Raw genomic sequence first — 22165 nt, 5'->3', positions numbered from 1 at the left:
TCCTTTGCGTCGCCGATCAAGGCGTGAAGATGGATTGAATAATGGAATGCGATGTCTTGGCGCTCGGATCGTCATAGGCATGCGCGCTGATCTGAAGGAACAGACAGTTCTTGTCGCCTATTTCCTGAGCCAAGCCAGCTTCCAGCGAGCCGACCTTGCTGATGAAGCTGGAGCCACGCCCAAGATTCTCAATAAAGGTTGTGGTGCCGAGATTGTTTCCTGCCCTCCACTGATCGGCCCGCTTCGAGCCATCATACAATTGCTCACAGCTTACGTTCAGGATGGGATTGGTGCTTTCTGTCGTGGAACGCTCGATGCCAGCCAGCAGGCTCTCGGCATTTTCGAACGCCATCTGGTCCGCCCGGTAAATTGATGCCATACGTTCCTGGAGGGACGTCACCTGTGCTGCTGAAAGGCCCAGCAAGGTCAGGATGATGAGCAGCATCAACGCAATGAAAAGCACGGCACCGTGTTCCTTGCGTGGGCTTTTCCGATGCATGGGAAGATTTCTCGTGATCATGTCAAGATATTTCCTTGTCCAACCTGATCAGCCACGACTGCGATTACGCAACGAGACCTGGGTTTCATACACATGGCGCAAGCGCCGGTCAGTTGCCGCCGGCGTGATCTGGGTGCCTGCTACGTTGTGGGTAATGTCTGCCTCTTGTCTGCTTGCGGGCAACTGACTACGCATCAGCAAGCCGACACGCGCACTGACCACCCTGCGCCAGTTGGCACTCGCAGCAGCAGTTGTACTCGGAGCAACGGCGCTGATCTGATTCGCAGTGGCGTACCCTTCAGGCTGATCCGCAGCGCGTGGTAGCGAGATGAGCCCCATGACCACTTGCAGAGACTCCACGCCCGGCACAAGTTCCTCGGGATCACCCAGCGCAGTCGTCGTATTAGCGGGATTCAATCGACGACGGAACAATGCTGGTTCCCCGCCAGCACCGATGGCCACATAATACACCACCATCTCGTAACGATGAACCGGCAAGAGGCTTCCATAATCGGCGGAATTCTCCAGTTCCCCACCCGCACCTGCGGGTCGATCCGCCTGCCATCCACGCCTGTTCCAGGCGCTGGCTGTTGACGCCGTTGCCGATGCCTCTGTTGCGCCAACCGGTGTTGCGGAACTGGCGACTTGAAATAAACTGATGGCACGCGCATTGGAGAATGCGTAGATGCCTTGATCTTTGATGAAGTCAGGCGAAGACGCCGAATTCCAAAAGAAAGTTCCCGTCGCCGCAACAAAAGGCATATTGCTGCTTATCGCCATGCCATCGGCTCGATCCAGGCGATTCACCAAGGTGACGAAGTCCGCACTAAGATACCGCACCACGATGATATCGCTGCCAGCCAATGCCGTCGTGGCCAGTGGCGTCAGCTCGGACGGTAGTGCCGGCGACCAGTTTCCGGCACCGGTTGAAACAACGGGTGGATCCGGCAATGTATAGGTGACGTTGATGCCGGTACCGGTGAACTCGTAGGCTTCAAACGGGATATCCAGACGAAACGCCCAAGGAGCAGTGTCCGGCATGCCGGTGCCACCGGCGGGAGCGGTATGATTGAACAACAGATTCCCGACCGGATCTTCTGCGGCACCGGCCTGTGAACCCTGCTCGTTTCGTGTTCCCAGATGGCCCGCCATGCGCAGATCTTCGTTTATGAAACCCAGCGCAAAGCGCGAATTTTCCTGCGCGCGCGCAAGGGAAGTGTTTGCGTTGAACGCTGCGCGCGTACTACCAAAAATCTGTACCAGACCAATACCGAGCAGCGCCGCAATCACCAACGCGACCATCAACTCAATCAACGAAACACCACGTTGTCGGCTGCATATGAACGGAGGCAAACGATTCATATGGCACTCCTCAACCAGACGGCGTTGTTGGGCCAGTTCGAAGTCCCGTCAGCCCCGACAGATGCGCGCCCATAGCCTTCGCTCGCACCCGTACAATCGGGAGTCTGCGTGGTGTCCACATTGCGATCATCGGTCCAGCAGATTTCCACTGTAATTGCGCCACTTGGCATACCAGCAAATACAACCCTGGCACGCCCATTTGGCAACTGTGTACGCAGCGCATTGAACCAGCGTGCCCGATCACACCGTATCGGATCGATTCCTGCCCCAGTTGCATTGCAGGCGGTCAACAGCGACATCGTTCCACCATCAGAAAAGCTATTGAGGCCGGCAACAAGCCTTCTAATATTCGGGTGATTACGGGCATCTTGCCCGGTATTGCCGGCACCTCGGTAACTTCTGGCAATGTCCATGAATTGGGAGGCCAGATTGGTCGCTTGGGTACGGTAATTGGCACTCTGATTATAGCGCATCGAGTAGGCCTGCAATCCAGCCAGACCGAGCAGACCGAGCGAAAGCACCAGCACGGCGATCAGTACTTCAAGCAGGGTGAATCCACGTGATGTATTGATGGTCATCGGCAAAGACTCAGGGTTCAGAAGGTGTGGCGGGAGGTGTGGTGCATGACCCAGCTACCGCAGTGACTGATCCAGAAACGGAAATATGAAGGCAGCGCTGCAGGTCTTCATACCTTTCATCCTCGGGTTTATAAAGCACTTTGTTTGCGGACGCAATCTGACCACGACTGCTGAATCGAATATCACTCCCCGTGGTACTGGAAACCTTATCCTTGGAACTGAACTCGCCCTCACGCACGACAATTTCTACCGGAGTCGCCGCATCAGACATGTAGTAGACGATGAAACCATCATCCCAATTACCAGAGCAGGTACTGCCGTTGTCGCTGGCACAGACTCCGGCGGGGCGACCTCGCCGGACGGCCTCCATCCTTGCAAGATTCACCGCAGAGATGAATTCATTGACGCCCGATGCGATTCGATTGCTGGCGATGACGCGAGCAAAGCTGGGCACCGCGAGTGTCGCCAGTATCGCGATAATCGCCACCGTGACGAGCAGTTCTATCAACGTGAAGCCACGTACTCGACGGGCCGATGCGGAAGGGGAAGGCATCTCAAGCTCCTCTTTTGACTGGGCTAACCTAGTGCATTGCAAGTTGCCCGGCCAGCGCAGGCCGATGGCCGGTAAGGCAAGGCCGATGATCGCGCCGTGGAGGCGGGTTTCGGGGTGCAGCGGGAGGGGTTTTTCCGGTTGATCAGGGAGTTGGGGCCGGCGGAGGGCATCGTCATCGCGCGTGGTTGCGGAGTTGAAAGCCGCTGGGATGACGCATCAAGAACCGGACTTTCCCCGGGCAAAGCCCCATCGCGGCTGAAGCCGCTCCCACGAAAGCAAGCTGCTGCATTGCAGCAATTCCGTCCCGGATTCTGGCATAGTGCGGCCCTCCTCCCCTCGCCCGCCCGGCCATGAAGAAGACCTCGTTCCCCAAGCAGGACATCCGCATCCTTCTGCTCGAAGGTGTCAGTCAGAGTGCGCTTGAGACCTTCCACGCGGCCGGGTACACGCAGATCGACTACCGCGACAAGTCGCTGCCCGAGGACGAACTGCGGCAGTGCATCTCCGAGGCCCATTTCATCGGCATCCGCTCGCGCACCCACCTGACCGCAGAGGTGCTGTCGCACGCCAAGCGTCTGATCGGCATCGGCTGTTTTTGCATTGGCACCAACCAGGTGGATCTGGCTGCGGCCAAGCGGCTCGGGATTCCGGTGTTCAACGCGCCCTACTCCAACACCCGCAGCGTGGCTGAACTGGTGATCGCCGAAGCGATCATGCTGATGCGGCGCATTCCGGAAAAGAACGCGGCCTGCCATCGCGGCGGCTGGTCAAAATCGGCCAGTGGCAGTTACGAAGCCCGCGACAAGGTGCTGGGCATCGTCGGTTATGGGCATATCGGCACGCAGGTCGGCGTATTGGCCGAATCGCTCGGAATGCGGGTGATCTACCACGATATCGAAACCAAGCTGGCGCTGGGCAATGCACGCCCGGCCGCGAGTCTGGATGACCTGCTGCAGCGCGCCGACATCGTGACCCTGCATGTGCCTGAAACCCCGGCCACGCAGATGATGATCGGCGCGGCGCAGCTGGCAACGATGCGCAAGGGCGCGATGCTGATCAACGCCTCGCGCGGTACGGTCGTGGATATCGATGCGCTGGCTGCGGCGCTGTCTTCCGGGCACCTGGGCGGCGCGGCGATCGACGTGTTCCCGACCGAGCCGAAGGGCAACGACGATGTGTTCAGTTCACCGCTGTGCGGCATGGACAACGTGATCCTGACCCCGCATGTGGGCGGCAGCACGCTGGAAGCCCAGGACAACATCGGCGCCGAAGTCGCGGTGAAGCTGGTGCGCTACAGCGACAATGGCTCGACCCTGTCGGCAGTGAACTTCCCCGAAGTCTCGCTGCCGGCACACCCGGAAAGCCGCCGCCTGCTGCACATCCACCGCAACGTGCCGGGCGTGCTGTCGCAGATCAACGAGGTGTTCTCGCGCGAGAACGTCAACATCAACGGCCAGTACCTGCAGACCGATCCGGATATCGGCTATGTGGTGATCGACGTGGCCACCTCGGAAAAACAGGGTTCGGACCTGCGCGATGCACTGGCGGCCATCCCCGGCACGCTGCGCACGCGGGTGCTGTACTGAGGTTTTTGCAGTCGGTTACGGGCCGGTGGGCACCATGCCGTCGTGGTTCGCGGTGCTCACCACGACCTATGTGGGCTGTACATTTTCGGGAAAGCCATATCGCGGCCAAGTCCGCTCCTACCGGGAAAATCGGAATCCGCAACTGTAGGAGCGCACCCGCAGGGGGCGCGATTGCCCACCAACACCACGACCTATGTGGGTTGGAGCCCGTCAGGAAGGTCATATCGCTTCCGACGCATTCCCCGCGAAAGTGATGCGGGAGTGCCTGCGCCAGCCTACGCCGTGCAGGTCCGGTTCCGGCCCTGCTCCTTGGCGGCGTAGAGGGCGCCATCGGCGCGCGCGAGCATCGATTCCAGGGTGTCGCCTTCCTGCCAGACCGTCAGGCCGATACTGACCTTGCAGTCAAGCGGGTGGCCGCTGTCCGGCGTCTGATGGATGCGTTCGGCAACCTCCATGGCCTGCCCTGCATCGGCTTCCGGCAGCATCACCACGAATTCCTCGCCGCCATAACGGCCGAAACGGACACCCGGTGGCAGGATTCCGCCCACCTGCCGGGCGAAATGCTGCAATACCCGGTCGCCATGCTGGTGTCCGTGGGAATCGTTGATGCGTTTGAAATGGTCGATGTCCAGAAGCATGAGCGCCGCGCCGCGCTGGCCACGCTGTACCCGCAGCAGTTCTTCCGCACACTGCTGCAACAGCGAGCGACGATTGTGCAGGCCGGTCAGGTGGTCGTAACGCGCCTGCCGCGCGTTTTCCATCGCCAGCCTGTCGGTCGCCAACAGGATGGCGCCGATCGAGTACAACAGTTGGGCAACGGCGAAACTGCCGACGTAAATCGACTGGATCAACGTCTGCTCGAAGAAGCTCTCGACCGCTCCCAGCTGCATCAGTCGCAATGCGATCACCGACAAATGCGCCACCAGCACCCAAGTGATGAGGTGGATCGGCAGGCGCCTGGTCTTGAAGCGCAAGGTGGCCACCAGGGTGCTCAGATAGATCGCCCCCAGTGCCAGGATCATGACGAACAGACGCGGCGCGTAGTCGGTCTGCACGAAGGTCAACCAGATTGTGACCACGGCCATGATCCCGAGAAACACAAGCCAGCGGCGCCACGGTGCCGGGCGGCCTTCGAAGTGTTGCAACCCTTTCAGGTAGACGATGTTGCTGAGCAGCAGCAACAGGTTGGAGACATAGATCAGTGGATATTCGGGAAACGCCGGGTTCCCGCTCGCCACGAAAAGAAGGGTGACTGCAAACCACAGCATTGCGGCAACGGCCCAGTGGCCCAGCCCGTGGATGTGTGATGGATAGCTCCTGCGCATCAAAAACATCACCAGCGCCAGCAAGCCGCTCATCAGGCTTGAGACGATGATGACGGAAACCAGGTCGAGTCCAGACATCGCGCTGCCGCAGGTAAATTGCGGTGATTGTAGCGATATCGCCGAGATCGCGGGCCGGCAGCAAACGCGGCCTCCGGGAGCGGGGGTATCGCCGCGAAAATAACGCTGCATCGGGCTTGGCACGCCTTGCCATCAACCCATGCAACTGAAGTATCTCAGCTTCGCCGCGATCTGCGATCCGCTTCAGCGTTTGGGCTTGAGCATCGTGCCGCTGCAGCTGTCCGCGCCGCAGCGGCAGGCCCAGAGTTTCTTCAGGCGCGCGGTATGCGGGACATCGAGCACGATGCCGTAGTCGTAGGTCAGTTCCTCGCCGGCGGCGATGTCGCGCAGGGCGTGGATTTCGATGCGGTCGCGGCGCGGATTGCCGCCGATGTGCACGAGGATCCGGGCTTCGCAGTTCGGCTCGCAGCTGTGGTTGATCCAGCGTGCGACATTGCCGCCCTGATTGCCGTCGACGATGTATTCGTCGTTGAGCGTGAACAGGAAGGTGTGGCCGGTTTCCAGTGTGTCGCCGTAGAGCTCGTCGGCCTCTTCGTGCGAGATCAGCGTGCCACGGTAATCACAGACTTTGCTGCCAGCGGTGAAGTCGGCCAGGGCGAACACGCCGTTGCCATGAATGCGCGAGCGGCGGCGCGCGATCTTTCGGGTCATCGTGCAGGTTCCAGAGCCGGTGCATGCCGGCGACTTTGGCAGTGGTGACAACGCCGGCGGCAGCCACCGCCGGCGATGGGATGGGCTATTGCGTGGCGGTTTCGGGCGGGACTTCCGGCTCGAAACGCAGCATATTGCCGTCGGCCGCTTCCAGTTGCAGCCCGCCGTTCTGGCGCGAAAGCGTCATCGGCGCGGCCAGCACATCAAGGAAAGCCTTTTCGACGATGCTGCCGTCACCGGCACAGAACATCTTGGTGGTTGCCACCGCCGCCAGGGTCAGGCGCGAACCATCGAGCTGGTAGCCGGAGACGTAGCGGTTGCAGCCATCGCTACCGCTCACCTGCGCGGCATCGAACGCCATCGTGACGCGGCGTGCGGCATCCAGTTCGGCCAGCGGCCCCTGGCTGGCCGACGCCAGTTGCCAGCGCGAACCTTCCAGCGCATCGGCCGCCAACGCCTGCGGCTGCGCCGACTCGCGCGCGCAGCCGGACAGCAGCAGGGCAGCCAGTAACATCGGGATCTTGAGTCTGTTCATCGGGATATTCCTGCGGGAAGGTGCGCCGCAGCGGCGGCCCGGGCAGGCCGCCGCCGACATCCGGCCAGCGTCAGCGCTTCTTCTTGCTGACCAGACCCCAGATCACCAGCAGGATCACCGCACCCACCACCGCGCCGATGAAACCCGCCGTCTGGCCCGGCTGGTACCAGCCCAGTGCCTGGCCGGCCCAGGTGGCCAGCAGCGAACCGCCAACGCCGAGCACGATGGTCATGATCCAGCCCATCGCGTCGTTGCCGGGCTTGATCGCCCGCGCGATCAGGCCTGCGAGAAAACCGATCAGGATCGTCCAGATAATCGTCATGGGTGTTTTTCCTTGGGATGAAGTGGATGGGCGAAACGGTTCAGCAGCAGGATGCATGATCGCCGAAACGGCTCTCGCCTGCCGCAGCACCCTCGCCGCGGGTCAAGCCTGCCTGGCTGGCGACATGATGTGCCGCCAGCACCATCGCCACTGCGCTGGTGACACGCTTGCCGGTGGGAATATGCAGGAATTCGTTCGGCCCGTGGGCATTGGAATGCGGCCCCAGCACGCCGGTGATCATGAACTGCGCACCGGGGAACTTCTCGCCCAGCATGCCCATGAACGGGATCGTGCCGCCTTCACCCATGTACATCGCCGGCTTGCCGAAGAAGGCCTGCGAAGCGTCCTCAATCGCTTCAGTCAGCCACGACGACATCGCCGGCGCGTTCCAGCCGGTGGAGGATTTTTCCAGCGAGAACTCCACCTTGGCGCCGTATGGCGGGTTGTCCAGCAACAGTTCACTGACCATCTTTCCGGCCGTGTCGCCATCCAGCGTCGGCGGCAAGCGCAGCGACACCTTCACCGCCGTGGTCGGGCGCAGCACGTTGCCGGCGCTGCCCAGGGTCGGCAGGCCGTCCACGCCGGTGATCGCCAGCGCCGGACGCCAGGTGCGGTTGAGCACCAGTTCGGTCAGATCAGTACTGACCGGCGACATGCCCGGCAGGAACGGGAATTTCCCGAATACGGCGGTATCCAGTACCTGCGCGGCCTGCTGCGCCTGCTCGATGCGTTCGGCCGGGATTTCCACATGCAGTCCGGACGGGCGGATGCTGCCGTCATTCTGGTCTTCGAGCCGCTCCAGCAGGCTGCGCAGGATGCGGAAACTGGACGGCACCACGCCCGAGGCATCGCCCGAGTGCACGCCTTCCTCCAGCACGCTCACGCGCAGGTTGCCACCGGCCATGCCGCGCAGCGAGGTGGTGCACCACAGCTGGTCGTAGTTGCCGCAACCCGAGTCCAGGCACACCACCAGTGACGGCTTGCCGATGCGTTCGGCCAGATGATCCACGTAATGCGGCAGGTCATAGCTGCCCGACTCCTCGCAGGCCTCGATCAGCACCACGCAGCGGCTGTGCGCGATCCCCTGCTCCTGCAACGCCATGATCGCGGTCAGCGAGCCGTAGATTGCGTAGCCGTCATCGGCACCGCCACGACCATAGAGCTTGTCGCCCTCGATCACCGGCTTCCACGGCCCCAGATGCTCGGCCCAACCGGTCATTTCCGGCTGCTTGTCCAGATGACCATAAAGCAGCACGCAGTCCTCGCTGGCAGGATCGGTGCCGGGGATCTCGATGTAGATCAGCGGTGTGCGCCCTTCCAGCCGCACCACTTCCAGCTGCATGCCGGGCACCGGCTGCGCGCGTGCCCAGGTTTGCATCAGTTCGACGGCCTGATCCATGTAGCCGTGCGCGGCCCAGTCCGGATCGAACATCGGCGATTTGTTGGGAATGCGGATGTACTCCACCAGCTGCGGGACGATTTCCTCATCCCATTTGCGTGCCGTGAAACGTTCGATCCGTGCGGTATCCATTGTGTTTTCCAGATGAGCCTTGCAAGCCGCACATCTTACCCCCGCACAGCGGACATTACCCGGCGCCGCCCGGCCGCATGCGTGGCAAAAGGGAAGGTTTCCATCACCGCCCGCTGGCCCTACCCTGCACCTGACCCTGCCCGGCGCGCTGTCCGATGACGTCCCTGATCCAAGCACTGCCCGCTGAAAACTACCGCCGCGAACGCTGGCGCAACGGCCACGGCTGGACCCGCCAGATCCTGCGCCAGCCGGATGAAGACGCCTTCCACTGGCGCACCTCGATTGCCGAAATCAGCCAGGACACGCTGTTCTCGCTCTACCCCGGCTACCGCCGCATACAGGTGCTGCTGCACGGCCAGGGCCTGCAACTGGGCTTTGCCGATGGCCGCCGCACCCTGCTGGAACCGCCCTGTTCGCATATCGGATTCGGCGGCGACGAAGTGGTTGCCTGCCATCTGGTCGACGGGCCGGTGCAGGTGTTCAACGCGATGTGGGATCCCGCCCGCATCGACGCACGCCTGCTGCATCGGCCGGTGGTCGGGCCAATGGTGTTCCTGCACGAAGCCGGCGTGGAATGGTTCGTCCACCTGCTCGCCGGGCAGTTGCAGCTGCGTGGCGATGCCACCGATATACGACTGGCCCAGGGCGACAGCCTGCGTCTTCGCGCAGCACCCTCGCAGCGCCTGGTGCTGGATGGCGGCGGCGAAATCCTGCTGCTGCGGCTGACCCGTCACAGTCCGGAGCAGGACCAACAACAATCGGCCCTGGACAAGAAAGGAATCAACACCTCGTAATCAACACGGCGTATCCTGACGACCTTGCCAATCTTCCCGAATGCCAGCCGACCCACCTAAAACCGGACTCGTCTTTCACTCAGATGCACCAAGCTACTTCTACCTCATTCGACAACCGCAACCCAGTAGCCAGCCACCTGCATCAGCAGCTGCGATCAACGCCCTCGGCCCGGCCAGTACTCACATCGGCTTCAACCAAGCTGCCACCCTCCATCCGCAGCACCCGATCAGCCAATGCCAAGCTGGCCGGACGATGGGCAATCAGGATGATCGTGCGCTGGCGCAACATGGCGTGGCAATCACGAATGAAAGCCTGCTCAGCTTCAGGATCGAACATGGCCGTGGCTTCATCCAGGATCAATACCGCTGGATCCTTTAGGAGCGCACGCGCCAGTGCCACACGTTGCTGCTGTCCGCCTGACAGCTTGATACCGCGATCACCGATCCGCGTCTCATAGGCCTGTGGCAACGCAGAGATAAATGCATGCGCCTGTGCCAGGCGGGCAGCGGCCTCGATTTGCTCCTGACTGGCGTCACGCAAACCATAGGCGATGTTTTCCCTGACCGTGCCATCGAACAACAGGACCTGCTGTGAGACCAGGCCAATGCTGGCACGCAAGAACCGAAGGTCATAATCACGCAAATCACAGCCATCCAGCAGAACGCGCCCGGAATCCGGATCGACAAAACGCATCAAGAGGCTCACCAAAGTGCTCTTGCCGGCACCATTACGGCCGGTAATCACCACTGTCTCACCGGCTCGAATGACCAGATTCAAGCCATCCATCACTGGCGAACGGCCTGGATGACGGAAGACAACCTGCTCGTACACGATATTTCCGGACACCGCAGCGGGCACAAGATGCCCGTCATCGGCCTCGGGCGCCTCCGACAATACCCCGAACAAACGCTGAGCCGTACCCCGGGCAACGTGCATCTGCCCATAAATACCAGCCAGTGAACTGACCGGCTGAGTCAACAGCAAGCCATACAGCAACAGGCTGACAAGCTCATCCGGGGCCAGCGCCCCCGTCGTCACTTCACCACTGGCCAGCCACAACAAAACAAGAATCGCGGCAGCTGAAATCAATCGCACCAGCGGGGTGATCAGAGTACTGTGGCGGGCCAACTCGACCTGTGCTGCATGCAAGGCATCTGATCGATCACGAAAACATTCCGACTCGACCGTTTCACCGGTGTAAGCCTTGACCACCGGCAGCATCGAAAGACTCTGTCCGGCAACCGCATGCTTGTCGGCAAAACCTTGCACCACCTGCCGTCCCAGCGGTCGTAACCGTCGGCCAGCCAATCGCATGCCCAGATACATGGCCGGCACCAGCAGCGCCGCAGCGGCTGCAAACCAGGGCTTGATCGCCGCCATCATCCCCACCGCACCAACACAGAGCAGCAATTGCGGCAGCAGCGGTGTCAGCGTACTTACCAGAAACTGGCCCAGACGATTGACATCCTGACCCAGGAGCGAGAGCACTGCGCCATGTGAGCGGTCCTGATGCCAGCCCAGCGGCAGCGACTGGATATGATCGAAAACCCGTGTTCCGATGTCGGCCACCAACAATGCCGAGGTGGCCTGCAAGCGCAGCGTCGATATCCAGGCCAAAACACTCTGTATCGCTACCAGACCAAACCAGGCCAATAGCAACCCACCCACCTCGGCACCAGTCAGCACAGCTCCAGCAAAACGCCCGGCCAACCATGGATTGACCAGGATCACTAGGTTTTGTGCCAATAGCAGGATCAGGATCAGGATCAATCTGGAACGGTAGGGCCGTAGCAAACCGAACAACAACCGCAGCCCTCCCTGATCCACTTCAGCCCCGGAAGGGCTCCTGCCATCCTCTTCACCGGTCACGACGATGCCCCTGGTGCCGGTTTCACCGCTCGCGGCTTCGCGGCCCTCCCGCGCGAAAGCCGGAAAAGCACCATAACAAAAGCCATTCCCAAGATAATTCCCAGCCCGTTGTTGGCCACATCGGAAAAACGGGCATTGCGTCCCGGTGCGAGCAGCTGCAATGCCTCGCTGGCGACGCTGAAAACAAACAGCAACAACACCCCCTGAAGCAGTCCACGCCTGGGGAGCGCGATGCCCCAAAGCATTGCCATCCAAGCGTACAGGAGCACATGCAAGGGATTGAGCCAAGGCAGATGCATATTCAACCAATCCCAGATCGTTACCAGCACCGGCAGCTGCTGGCGTAACCAGCCAACGTTCGATGCAGGCAGCAGCATCCCGATCAAGACCACAGCCATGCTGCCAAACAGAAGCCAGCGGCTCATGTTGCATCGACGCATGCCTGGACTCTGACCAGTGCTGGTCACTGCACCGATCCGGTCATGTCAGCTTCCACAAATCCGGACTCGTCACGAGCACTTTCCGCCGATCATCTCCAGCGAAGACGAACACACAACAGACACGCAACACCACACGAAACGGCGTGTTGCAACAAGCGGCCAGGCAGTCAGAATCCATCGATACATTCATCTGCGTATGATACCTATCCACCGGCAAGGTGCCGATGCAAAGCTCACCACCCTTCCGACAACACACAGGCCCATGGAATCCCCTGACCCGCCCCTGGACGCTTACGCCGTGCTTGCAGCCATCCTGCGCGGAGCAGTTCCTCCGAGCCACGCGATCCTCGGGCAGGATGTGCAACAGCTCCTGATCGCCCAGGCACGACGCGAAGGAGTGGCGGGCCTGCTACATGCACGCTTGAGCGAATCTGCCGAACAGATGCGGATTCCGGCCAGCCTGCAGCAGGCCAGCGCTCATGCCGCCCAGCTTGAAGCAGTACGCAGCTTGCGGCTTGAAAGCTATTGCCGCCGAATCCTGGCGCATCTTGACGAGGAAAACATACCCGTATTGCTTCTCAAGGGGTCGGCCTTGGCGTATTGGGCTTATTCGGCGCCCTATCTACGCCCTTGTAGCGACATCGACCTGCTGGTCCGTTCCCGCGCCGACGCAAAGCGGGTCCAACAAATCCTGTCTAGACTCGGCTATCACGCCCCATCGCTGGGTCTTCCCGGTGACCTGGTCTGCTTCGAGCTGACCTTGACGACTGAAGACCCCTCGCTGGCCCCGGCGGTAGACCTTCATTGGCGCCTCTCCAGCGCACCGATGTTCGCATGCCGGCTTGGCTGGGAAGAGTTGACAGCCGAGGCCATCGAACTGCCCACACTGGCACCCAATGCACGCGGGCTTGGATTGATCCATGCCTACCTTCATGCCTGCATGCACCGTGTGCAGAATATCGCTATCGGTCAAGCTAACCGGCTCAAGTGGCTGTTCGATCTCAAACTGCTTGGCAACCACTTCCAGGATCAGGACTGGGAGCGACTTGCAAGTCTTGCCATCGAACGTAACCTGGCCCGGGCTTGCCTGGATGGGGCCGAATCCAGTGCTGCCCTTCTCGGCGACCTGATGCCTGAACCAGTACGCATGCAGCTGCAGAACGCTGCCAGACATGACCCCATGGACCTGACGCGGATGCATCAGTGGTGGTACATCCAGCGCATGAATCTGGCAGCATTTCCGACCCTGAAGCTAAAGTCTCGCTGGGTTCGGCAAAGACTGCTGCCAGACCCGCGCTACCTCAAAGCACGCTACGGTACCAGCCTCACTACTGCAGTCTGGACGCGATTACGCGCCGCATGGGCACGAAGTCGTACTTGACATCACCAACACCGAAACATTTTCCATCAGTTTTCGCAAGCGATAGCAATGCGGAACTGAATCCGCAAAACTGAAATGCTCGCCAGCTACCCATCGCTCACCCTGTGACCATCCACTACCTCTGACCGCTTACGGCCTTGTGCAGCCACCGACACGAGAATACCGGCAAGCAACCCTGCTATTGCCATCAGCGCTGGGGTACGTAGTGGATAGTCAACAGTTGAGTGCAACAGCAAAACCAGCAAACCAAAAGCAGCAGCCACGCCACAACTGCGCGAACGTGAGTCCCCTGGCAGGCTCAACACCCGGATCAATGCCGCAATCAGCGCATAAAGCGCAGCCGCCAGAACCAGAATTGCCAGCACACCACCCTCGAACCACCATTGAACATAGTCGTTGTGAGCATTGTTGATGTAACCACTGCGCATCAACGCACCCTGCGTGGCCTGCTCGAACATCAACACATAGCTTCCGAAACCACTACCGAACGGTGCGTTGTCCACACCCAACCGCAACGTCATGATGAACATGGTCCAGCGCGAACCATCGAGAGCCGCCTCGCTCTGCATCCAGGCAAAGGCACCCCACAGCCCGACCAACAAGCCCGAGAAGGCTGATACCGCCAGCACCCGCGCCACATGACCGGAGTTCCGCCAGGAACGTGGAGACAGCGGGCCGGTGCACAACAGCACCAGGCCGCAGACCACCAATGCAATGATGAGCCCGGCACGCGATTTGACCAGCGGCAATACCAGAATCAGCAACGCCAGCATGGCGGCATACAGCACCAATGACGCGGTTGATTGTGCGTGGCTGCGCCTGCTGTACACATCCATCAGTTTCGACAGCACCAGTACCAGCCCGATTGCCAATGCACTGGCCTGGTGATTTTTGTTGGCAAACACTCCACTCAGGCTGGGTGCATACTCGGGGAAAGGATTGACGAAGCTGTCCTGCGGCAAGCCCAGCTGAACGAAAGCCAGAAGGAGGGAAAACATCGCCATCCCGATCGGCCACCACAACAACGCCTTCCATGCTTGCCTGCGCACAGCCAGAGGAACAACAAACAAGGCCACCGCTGGAAGCAGCAGGTAAACATTGCGCTCGGTGGCCACTGGAGTCAGCGACCAGCGCAAGTCCAGATCATGGACACCAAAAACGGCAAGGTCAGCGCTCAATGCCGCGCGCGCGGATGACAGGCTCCACAGACTTTCGGGCAGTGGCAGCAACTGCAGCAATGGCAGACACACGATAGCCGCCACCACGATGAGCTCCCAACGCACCTCGCCCAGTCGCTGTCGCTGCCAAGCACGCCACAGCGCAAGTCCCAGCAGTGGCAGAGCCAGCAACTGGGCCAATACAACGCCCAGACCGGTCTGGGCGGAACTGCCACCGCAGACGAAACACAAAGCCAGCACCGTCCCCGCCAAAAGCAGGACCAGCGTGTCGTCAGAAGCGGGGTTTGGTGGACTGCGCCTCATGGTTGCGGAAAACCGAAACGTGGTTGTGCCGGCATCATCAACTCCCTCCCTCCAGCCGAGTTCCACGCTGGAACGAAAGGCTCACGAAATCACCCAGCCAAACGAAAACGTGGCAGGTAGCCAAGCTACCCACCACGTCAAGGGATTGTCATTGGAGTCCGGGCAGAACCAGACCGGTCCTCACCGACTGACGGGCGGCGGGTCATCATCGTCCTTGAGCTGGTACCCAATGACGCCGCCCAGGACGGCACTCCCGACTACGGCCATGGTCATTACGCCTCGGTCAGAACCCCACCAAGCGACTACCGGCACACAATCCCGCTCGATCTCGTACACACCGGCTTCGTCGTATTTCTGTTCACAGCCGTTGTCATAGACGACGGTCGCGACACTGTCCTTGGCCACCATCAGACGATCCCCGACCGCAACCCGCTGTCGCTGCATCGTCGTATTGAACGGGCCGCTCTCAATGCTGAGCATGATCACGCCTTCATCGGTGCGCACATTGCCCACCTCATCGCGGTCACTGTTTTCGGACTGCGCAAGCACTGACGACGAGATGCCAAGTGCGAGAAAGCAGACAGCCGTTCGAGCAAGAAACTTCAGCATGACATCGCCCTTGATGGATCCAGAATGGAGGTTATGGTAACGCATGACCAGTACTCGGACAACACATCGCGAGACCAGCGTGCGACGTTCACGGCGAAGGCCCGGTAGAGATCAGACCACTCGACCCTTGCCGACTTCCCCCACCTTCCGAAACCACGGCGAAATCATCAAACCAGAGCGTGCCGGAGACGATTTTCCCGGCACCTCGTGCTCCGGGGTTTTCCAAGGCAAGCACCTGCGACGGACAGGAGTCGAGTGGCACTTCGAACGCCATCTGTACCGGCTTCCAGTCGAAGCTACCCTGCAAGACGTCGGCATTGGCCTGCATGGGGTTTCCGCCATTGCACCGCAGTGCCCACCGGATGCCCCGATCACTGCGCAGGTCACGGCCCTTGGCACGGAATTGCAATCGGTATCGACCGGGGGCAAGAAGCAGGGTCTGGTGAAGCCCGATGCGTTCCGTTCGACGGCCAAGGAACGCCACCTGCACCACGGGATTCCCACCATCGAGCACTCGCTCTATCAGCACACCCGAACCACCCTGCATATGCCAGTCAAATCCGACTCCGCTGGCAACTGCATCAAAGCCACCATCATGCACCAATGAAAGGCTCGTACCCTTCGGCAGCCGCAGCCACGACACCCAGTAGCTGTAGGCTTGCCCCCAGCTGCCGGCTTTCGCCAGCCACTCAAACCATTGCCTGGCTTCAGCATCGCTCAGGGCATTTGCATCAAGCAGCCCGCCGTACACGCTGTCAATGGCCACCTGATCCGCTTCTTTGAGGAGCGTGTTCAAAAACGCGGAACGCCAACTCGGGGATTCATTCAAGACAGCCACCATCGCGGCGGCAAAGCCCTGATCAGCAGTTGCCTTCGCCAGCACGGGCAACAACGCTCCTCTCAGCCAGGGCGCATAACCCAAGAGCTTGTTCACATGCATCAGCGCCTCGTCATGGCGCCCGGCCCGGAGTTGCTCGCCAATCAGCCACGCACGGGCGTACTGATCGCGCGGGCTTCTCTGCACCGCAATCTGGAACAATTCGGCAACCTGCGGATCGTGTCTGGCATCGGCAACGCGAGCCAGCAGCACCAGCGCCTGCGCCTGCAGCGGGGAATTCCGCAGCAGCCTATGCGCCGTCAATGTCGCGTCCTGCAACTGTTGCGCGTCAAGCTGTTCCTGCGCCAGGGCCAGCACCGCTTCCGGCTCGGTCGGACTCCAGGCCAACGCTCTGTGTGGCTGGTCCGATGCCAGATGGGCTGCCGTTGTGGTGATCACAATCCGCCAGGCGAAAAAAGCAGCAAACAGGGCCAGCAGACCAGCCAATGCCAGCAGCTGTATGCGCCTCATCGAAGCGGTTCCAGCTCGACCCGGGTGAATTGCCAGCCACTGCCAACCCAGACCATGTCAGCCCGCAAGAGACCGCGTTCCCTAGTCACCTGTCCACGCCCTGCCTCGTAAGCAGCCTGCACCGCCACACTGGCATCAGACATCTGCCAATAAGGGGAGTCCAACGCAAAGCTGGTTGCTGCCGCCAGCCCCAGTCGCTCTCGCAACTGTTCCCTCATGTGCTGCGCATTATGTGGTGCATCAGCGTCCTGCCAGTCCGGATAGTCGGCATCAACACTGCGGAAGTATTCCTCCAGTGCGCGCACCTGCCCTCGTGCATCATCAATGCGGGTGATCAAGTTCCCCGACTGCATCGGCACGGCTTCTGGATGATGGGATGAGGCAACTGCCAACCCGGGCGTGGCAGCAGCAGGCTCAATGCCCATCGTCTGCAAAGACGAGTCGACCGAAGCACCAAGCGCCACCGGGTCAATGTCTTGCCCCTGCTCCAGGACTTCTTCGCCCCCAGGCTTGGCGGGATCTACCACAGCTGCAATCCCGGCAATCTCGACGGGCACTGGTTCCACCTCACGCGGAGAAACAACAGGCTCTACCATCTGCTGTGCGACATGCAGACCCCGAGACGACGCTGGCTTGGCTGACGTCGTGCTGGCTTGAACTGACACTACACGCTTCGCAATGGGAGCCGCCATGTCGCTATCAGACACTGCGTGCTCCGCTCTGCGGCGCACAACCGGATCGGCAACCGGTTCCCTGCCTTGACGAGGTCGTGACAGCGTGCCCGGCCGCGCAGTCGTGCCTTCAGTCCTCGCCGTGGCCCGCTGACCGGCATCTCCTGCCTGTACAGCCTTACGAGCCGGCAGCGCTGCTGTCGTCAAACGCTGCGAAGCATGATCCAGGTCGGGGGCCAACTCTGTCGACAGTTCCGGTGTCTGTACATCCGGCACAACTGCAGACGCGATCGTCAGCTCTGATACTGCACCAGTCGCCGCAACCACTTCTGCTATCGCGGGTTCGCTGCCACCATCATCCATCGCTGGTTCTATCGTTATGGCGGAAGGGTTGGATGCATCATCCGTCCGCATTCCCGCCACCTGCTGCAGAGAAGAGGTAACCGATGAAACTTGTGTCGTTTCTGTCGGCTCTGCAACAGAATCTGCACCCTTGTTGTCGACAGGCAGGTCGTTTCCTGCCTCCGACAACTCCAGCGCCATTGAGCCGCCAGGCACACCGTCCACCTCGTGCTCCATAGCCAGATACAGCAAGCCAGCACACACCAGAAGGCCGAGGCCGAGCATCATTCCTTTCAGATGGCGTCGGGGTGAAGCGCGCCGGGGAACTGGCACCATGCGCCACTCACCCGGGGTGATCGCCACACCGGATGGATGCTCCGAGGAAGCATCAAGCATCCTTTCATGCGATCGCTCACGTTCTTCGTCATAGGCGGCACGCGCAGCTGGCGTGCGTAACTGTGACCAGGCCTGATTCAAGCGTGTGGTGAACAGCGACTCCCAGTCTGCGCCGCGACGATCCGGATGCAACCAGCGTTGCAACCAGCGATAGCGTTCGCGGATCTCTTCGATATCCGCATCGGGCGGAACAGCCAAGGTCCGATAGGCATCCTTGCTGCCTTCGAAAAGAACTTGCTGCAGGTAGAAACGTACTGCTTCAAGCAGCTCTGCCTCACCCATGCCCAACTTTTGTGCCGTCTTGTGCAGCAAAGGCTGACTGGCCGCCGCCATTTGCACCACTTGCAACAAGTTCGGTGCCAGCGCACGCTCCCGTACCGCGAATCGCAAGTCCGGTGACCGGTATAGCGCAAGGGCCTGATCGAGCGCATCGCGAGTCATGCCACTGACTACCCCTTGCCCAGCCGCGGAGCCACACCATAGCCGTACATATACTCGCCCTCGTAACGATAGCCGTATCCGCTTTGGCTGGCATCGTACTGAGTCAACAACCCACCAATGATCCGTGCACGGGTCATCTTCAAACGATTGATCGAAGTCTGTGCAGCCTGGATACGGGTAGTTCCGGCCTGCACCACCATCAAGGTGCCATCAGCCACATTGGCCAGAATCGGCGCATCGGCAATGCCGAGCACGGGTGGACCATCAATGATGACCTGATCGTACTTGTTGCCCACCACCGTCATCAGCGACACAAACTTGACACCGGCCAGCAACTCGGTCGGGCTCGGTGGCAAGGGGCCGGACAGCAGCACATCCAGACCCTGGGTCTCGGTGTTGATGATTACCTTGGGCAGCGGGTCGGTACCTGACAGCACGCTGCTCAGGCCACCGTCGGAGCGTTGCCCGAGGAGCTTGCCCAGACGCGGGTTGCGCAAATCACCATCAATCAGCAGCACGCGCTTGCCCAACTGCGCAAAATTCTGCGCCAATGTGTAAGCGGTGGTGGTCTTGCCTTCTCCAGGATTGCTGCTGGTTACCAGCAGCACCTTGGGCACCCCGCGCTCGGTCGAAAATTGCAGCGCCGTGCGTACCGAACGATAGCTTTCCGAGAACGCCGATCGTGGATCCTTGAGCGCCTCCAGCGGCGTCTGACGGGTCAACTTCGGGATGATGCCCAGCACTCCAAGATGCAGCAGTTGCTCGACGTCCTGCGGCGTCTTGATGGTGTTGTCAAGGAACTCCAGCAAGAACGCCAGCCCCACCCCGAGCATCAAGCCTAACAACGTGCCAAGCATCAGGTTGCGTTTCAGGCTGGGCGAAAACCGACCCGTCGGTACAAGCGCCCGGTCCACGATGGTGATATTGCTGGATTTCGCATCACTCGCCAGACCCACCTGCTTGTAGCGCTGCAGCAGGCCGTTGTAGATCTCGCGATTGGAGTCGACCTCACGCTTGAGGATGTTGTACTCAATGCTTCGAGAGTCAACCATCAGACTCTGCGTACGCAGCGACTCCAGCTGGGCAGTGAGCAGGTTTTCCTGCGCAAGCGCGGCATCGTATTCGGCCTTGACCGAAGCGCGAATGTTGCTCAACTCCTGGTCGATCTGCTTTTGCACCTCATCGATCTGGCTGCTAAGTGCCAGCATCGTCGGATAGTCCGGCTTGAAGGTGTGAAGCTTGTCCTGATAGTCACCCTGCAGCCGGGCACGCTGTTGCTGCAATGTGTGCAGGATGGAATTTCCCAGCATGTCAGCCGGCAACGCCGCACCACCCGCACCACGGGCAAGATCCCAACGTGCCTGCGCGCGGATGCGCTGATCCTGCGCTGCAGCCAGCGAACGGTTGAGATCGTTGAGGTTCTGCTCTACCAGCGAACGTCCATCGTTACCGGGAACAATGCCCATTTCCTGCGCATGCGTCACCAGCTTGCGTTCGAGTTCCTCAAGGCGCGATTTGTGCAAGGCAAGCTGGTCTTCCAGATACTGCTTCGCGTAGGAGGAAGCCCCGTACTGTTGATCAAGGCTGAGCGCAATGAAGCCATCGGCGGCGGCGTTCGCCACGCGTGCGGAAAACTCCGGCAACGTACTGGTGTACTGCACCTGGACGAAATACGACGAACGCACCGGGTTGATCGACAACCCCCCTTGTACCAGGGACGTAGCCCTGGCCAGTTGCTGCGCCGCTGTCGGCACATCTGCGCCATCTTCTGCAACCTGGATCGCCGCCGGACCCGGCGGCGGCGCCTCATCCCGTGGTGCCAACAACCCGCGCAGCCGATCAAACCATCCGGGCGGCTTGAGTCGCTCGAAGATGTCACTGCCGGCCAACTGCAGATCCTCGGCCACCCGTTCAGCCAACGAGCGACTCTTCAGCAGCTCGATTTGGGTTTGGGTGAAATTCGGGTCATAACGCCCCTGGGTCGGTGAAATGCCCTGCACCTGTACGACCTGCATGCCATACGGCTCGATTTGCAGTGTTGCCGAAGCGCGATACAGCGGTGGCGTCAACAATGTCCAAACCAAGGTGATCGCCAGCACCGCCAGCAGAATGCCCAGCACCATCCAGCGCCGCTTGACCAGCAATCGCCAGTAGGCCAGCAGGTCAATTTCGTCCTCATCCTTGCCGCGCTCGAACTCGGTAATGAGGCTGCGCGAGGCCGGCATCTGTATCAGATCATGACGACTGCCATCATCCCGAACCCGGGCGGGTAACCGACCATCCCCGTCTGGAGGAATGGCTTGCGAGTGCTCGGAACTCATGTCGTTTCATCATCCTTCGATTTGGTATTGCCGTGGATCGTGATCCCATCCGACCCGCGTTGTTCCTGGCCGGCACTGACACCGCAAGGGCCAGCCGGCGATTCACGCAGTAATTTATTCATCCCGTCCTGCCACGAACCGCACCAGCACAGGTCGGGCAGTGCCCACAAGAACCTTTGCCAAGCCGACCAGGAGCTTGCGGCGAATCAAACATGAGAGCCCCCTCCGTTTGAACCGATCAGTATCGCCTCAAAACCGGTCGGTCTTGCGTAGTGATGTGGTAAACGATTGTTTCATGCATGCAAAAGAGCCCCCTCAAACACCACGGCGGCCTCAAAGCAAAAAGAACAGGGCAAGCAGCGGCGAGGACTTGATCAAGTCCTGCAACGAGCTGCGGGTGCCAGAGCGCTCCACCACGATGATGTCGTCACCGTACACGCGCGGATCTTCAGCAGCCCCTGAACTGATCTGCTTAAGGTCGAACACCGCCGCCATCCGCTTGCTGTCCACTTCACGAAAAATCACGACAGCGTCACTCTGTGCCAGCGGATCAAGCCCTCGCGCCATCGCCACCGCCTGCAGCAGGCTGGTCTTGCCGGTCAGCGGGTAGATGCCCGGCTGATTGAACGCGCCCTGCATGGTGACGCGCTGACTGGTGTACTCCTTCACGAAGACCGTCACCTGCGGCTCCTGCAAGTAGGTCTCGGCCAGCCGGGTGGCGATGTCGTACTCCAGTTCCGGGATCGTCTTGCCACCGGCCAGGACGCCTCCGATCAGCGGCAACGAAATCTGGCCATTGGAATTGACCCGTACGTCACGGCTCAGATCCGGCACGTTGAAAACCGTGATCTGCACCAGGTCCTGCGCCCCGATCCGGTACTCGGAATCGCCCTCGTAAGCGCCGATCGCATTGGTCGTATCCGGTGCCGGCAAAGCATCGGCCAACACCGAGCGGTCCACGCCAGAGCGGGTGGCACAGGCACCGAGCAGCACGAGAAACGCCAGCAGTGTGAACATCTTGAAGCGTTTCATGAGCGATCCTGCCACGCGG

Annotated in this window: 20 protein-coding genes; 3 read left to right on the top strand and 17 right to left on the bottom strand. The window is 60.6% G+C overall.

Annotation, left to right across the window (positions count from 1 at the left end):
• Positions 1–16: 16 nt before the first annotated feature.
• The 4 genes from WDB66_RS03245 to WDB66_RS03230 are packed head-to-tail and all read right to left on the bottom strand — an operon-like array spanning position 17 to position 2992.
• Entirely contained in the window at positions 17–520 is a 504-nt protein-coding gene (locus WDB66_RS03245; protein ID WP_339397106.1) for a PilX N-terminal domain-containing pilus assembly protein, read from the bottom strand.
• A gap of 27 nt (positions 521–547) precedes the next feature.
• Positions 548–1861: a PilW family protein gene (locus WDB66_RS03240; RefSeq protein ID WP_339397105.1), complete on the bottom strand. Its 1314-nt coding sequence runs from the start codon at positions 1859–1861 to the stop codon at positions 548–550.
• Positions 1858–2439, bottom strand: coding sequence for a type IV pilus modification protein PilV (gene pilV / locus WDB66_RS03235; RefSeq protein WP_339397104.1), 582 nt, complete (start codon positions 2437–2439; stop codon positions 1858–1860). Before pilV ends, WDB66_RS03240 begins: the two co-directional genes overlap by 4 nt.
• Positions 2440–2449: 10 nt before the next feature.
• On the bottom strand, positions 2450–2992 hold the full coding sequence (locus WDB66_RS03230; protein ID WP_339397103.1) for a GspH/FimT family pseudopilin: 543 nt from the start codon (positions 2990–2992) through the stop codon (positions 2450–2452).
• A gap of 350 nt (positions 2993–3342) precedes the next feature.
• Here WDB66_RS03230 and serA point away from each other — a divergent pair, with 350 nt between their 5' ends.
• Positions 3343–4578 (top strand): phosphoglycerate dehydrogenase, encoded by a 1236-nt coding sequence (gene serA / locus WDB66_RS03225; protein WP_339397102.1) that lies wholly within the window; start codon positions 3343–3345, stop codon positions 4576–4578.
• Positions 4579–4853: 275 nt separating this feature from the next.
• Here the strand turns inward: serA and WDB66_RS03220 are convergent, their stop codons facing one another.
• The 5 genes from WDB66_RS03220 to WDB66_RS03200 form a co-directional block, all read right to left on the bottom strand.
• Positions 4854–5981 carry a GGDEF domain-containing protein gene (locus WDB66_RS03220; RefSeq protein ID WP_339397101.1) on the bottom strand — a complete coding sequence of 376 codons (1128 nt, stop codon included), beginning with the start codon at positions 5979–5981 and terminating at the stop codon, positions 4854–4856.
• A gap of 183 nt (positions 5982–6164) precedes the next feature.
• Positions 6165–6632 carry an SET domain-containing protein gene (locus WDB66_RS03215; protein ID WP_339397100.1) on the bottom strand — a complete coding sequence of 156 codons (468 nt, stop codon included), beginning with the start codon at positions 6630–6632 and terminating at the stop codon, positions 6165–6167.
• A gap of 85 nt (positions 6633–6717) precedes the next feature.
• Positions 6718–7167: an META domain-containing protein gene (locus WDB66_RS03210; RefSeq protein ID WP_339397099.1), complete on the bottom strand. Its 450-nt coding sequence runs from the start codon at positions 7165–7167 to the stop codon at positions 6718–6720.
• Positions 7168–7237: 70 nt separating this feature from the next.
• The gene (locus WDB66_RS03205) at positions 7238–7489 is read right to left on the bottom strand and encodes a GlsB/YeaQ/YmgE family stress response membrane protein (RefSeq protein ID WP_339397098.1); all 252 of its coding nucleotides are present in this window, start codon (positions 7487–7489) and stop codon (positions 7238–7240) included.
• Between the two features lie 40 nt (positions 7490–7529).
• Complete coding sequence (locus WDB66_RS03200; protein ID WP_339397097.1) at positions 7530–9020, bottom strand: M20 family metallopeptidase; 1491 nt, start codon at positions 9018–9020, stop codon at positions 7530–7532.
• Between the two features lie 155 nt (positions 9021–9175).
• On the opposite strand from WDB66_RS03200, the gene WDB66_RS03195 reads away from it, so the two are divergent.
• The gene (locus WDB66_RS03195; protein ID WP_339397096.1) at positions 9176–9814 is read left to right on the top strand and encodes a HutD/Ves family protein; all 639 of its coding nucleotides are present in this window, start codon (positions 9176–9178) and stop codon (positions 9812–9814) included.
• Positions 9815–9956: 142 nt separating this feature from the next.
• On the opposite strand, the gene WDB66_RS03190 is transcribed toward WDB66_RS03195, so the two are convergent.
• Both WDB66_RS03190 and WDB66_RS03185 read right to left on the bottom strand, forming a co-directional pair.
• Positions 9957–11684, bottom strand: coding sequence for an ABC transporter ATP-binding protein (locus WDB66_RS03190; protein ID WP_339397095.1), 1728 nt, complete (start codon positions 11682–11684; stop codon positions 9957–9959).
• Entirely contained in the window at positions 11681–12109 is a 429-nt protein-coding gene (locus WDB66_RS03185; RefSeq protein WP_339397094.1) for a VanZ family protein, read from the bottom strand. Before WDB66_RS03185 ends, WDB66_RS03190 begins: the two co-directional genes overlap by 4 nt.
• Positions 12110–12422: 313 nt before the next feature.
• Here WDB66_RS03185 and WDB66_RS03180 point away from each other — a divergent pair, with 313 nt between their 5' ends.
• Positions 12423–13505 (top strand): nucleotidyltransferase domain-containing protein, encoded by a 1083-nt coding sequence (locus WDB66_RS03180; protein ID WP_339397093.1) that lies wholly within the window; start codon positions 12423–12425, stop codon positions 13503–13505.
• A gap of 86 nt (positions 13506–13591) precedes the next feature.
• Here the strand turns inward: WDB66_RS03180 and WDB66_RS03175 are convergent, their stop codons facing one another.
• The 6 genes from WDB66_RS03175 to WDB66_RS03150 all read right to left on the bottom strand — a co-directional run bounded on the left by WDB66_RS03175 (position 13592) and on the right by WDB66_RS03150 (position 22146).
• A complete protein-coding gene (locus WDB66_RS03175) occupies positions 13592–14986 on the bottom strand; it encodes an O-antigen ligase family protein (RefSeq protein ID WP_339397092.1) in 1395 nt (464 codons plus the stop codon).
• A gap of 180 nt (positions 14987–15166) precedes the next feature.
• The gene (locus WDB66_RS03170) at positions 15167–15640 is read right to left on the bottom strand and encodes a hypothetical protein (RefSeq protein WP_339397091.1); all 474 of its coding nucleotides are present in this window, start codon (positions 15638–15640) and stop codon (positions 15167–15169) included.
• Between the two features lie 43 nt (positions 15641–15683).
• Positions 15684–16943: a tetratricopeptide repeat protein gene (locus WDB66_RS03165; RefSeq protein ID WP_339397089.1), complete on the bottom strand. Its 1260-nt coding sequence runs from the start codon at positions 16941–16943 to the stop codon at positions 15684–15686.
• Positions 16940–18694: a DnaJ domain-containing protein gene (locus tag WDB66_RS03160; protein ID WP_339397233.1), complete on the bottom strand. Its 1755-nt coding sequence runs from the start codon at positions 18692–18694 to the stop codon at positions 16940–16942. Before WDB66_RS03160 ends, WDB66_RS03165 begins: the two co-directional genes overlap by 4 nt.
• A 107-nt stretch (positions 18695–18801) precedes the next feature.
• On the bottom strand, positions 18802–21114 hold the full coding sequence (locus WDB66_RS03155) for a GumC family protein (protein WP_339397087.1): 2313 nt from the start codon (positions 21112–21114) through the stop codon (positions 18802–18804).
• Positions 21115–21447: 333 nt separating this feature from the next.
• Complete coding sequence (locus WDB66_RS03150; protein WP_339397086.1) at positions 21448–22146, bottom strand: polysaccharide biosynthesis/export family protein; 699 nt, start codon at positions 22144–22146, stop codon at positions 21448–21450.
• Positions 22147–22165 lie beyond the last annotated feature (19 nt).

It is taken from the genome of Denitratimonas organivorans (genome assembly GCF_037478135.1).
Lineage (GTDB): Bacteria > Pseudomonadota > Gammaproteobacteria > Xanthomonadales > Xanthomonadaceae > Denitratimonas.
This window is presented reverse-complemented; position numbering and strand designations above follow the sequence as displayed.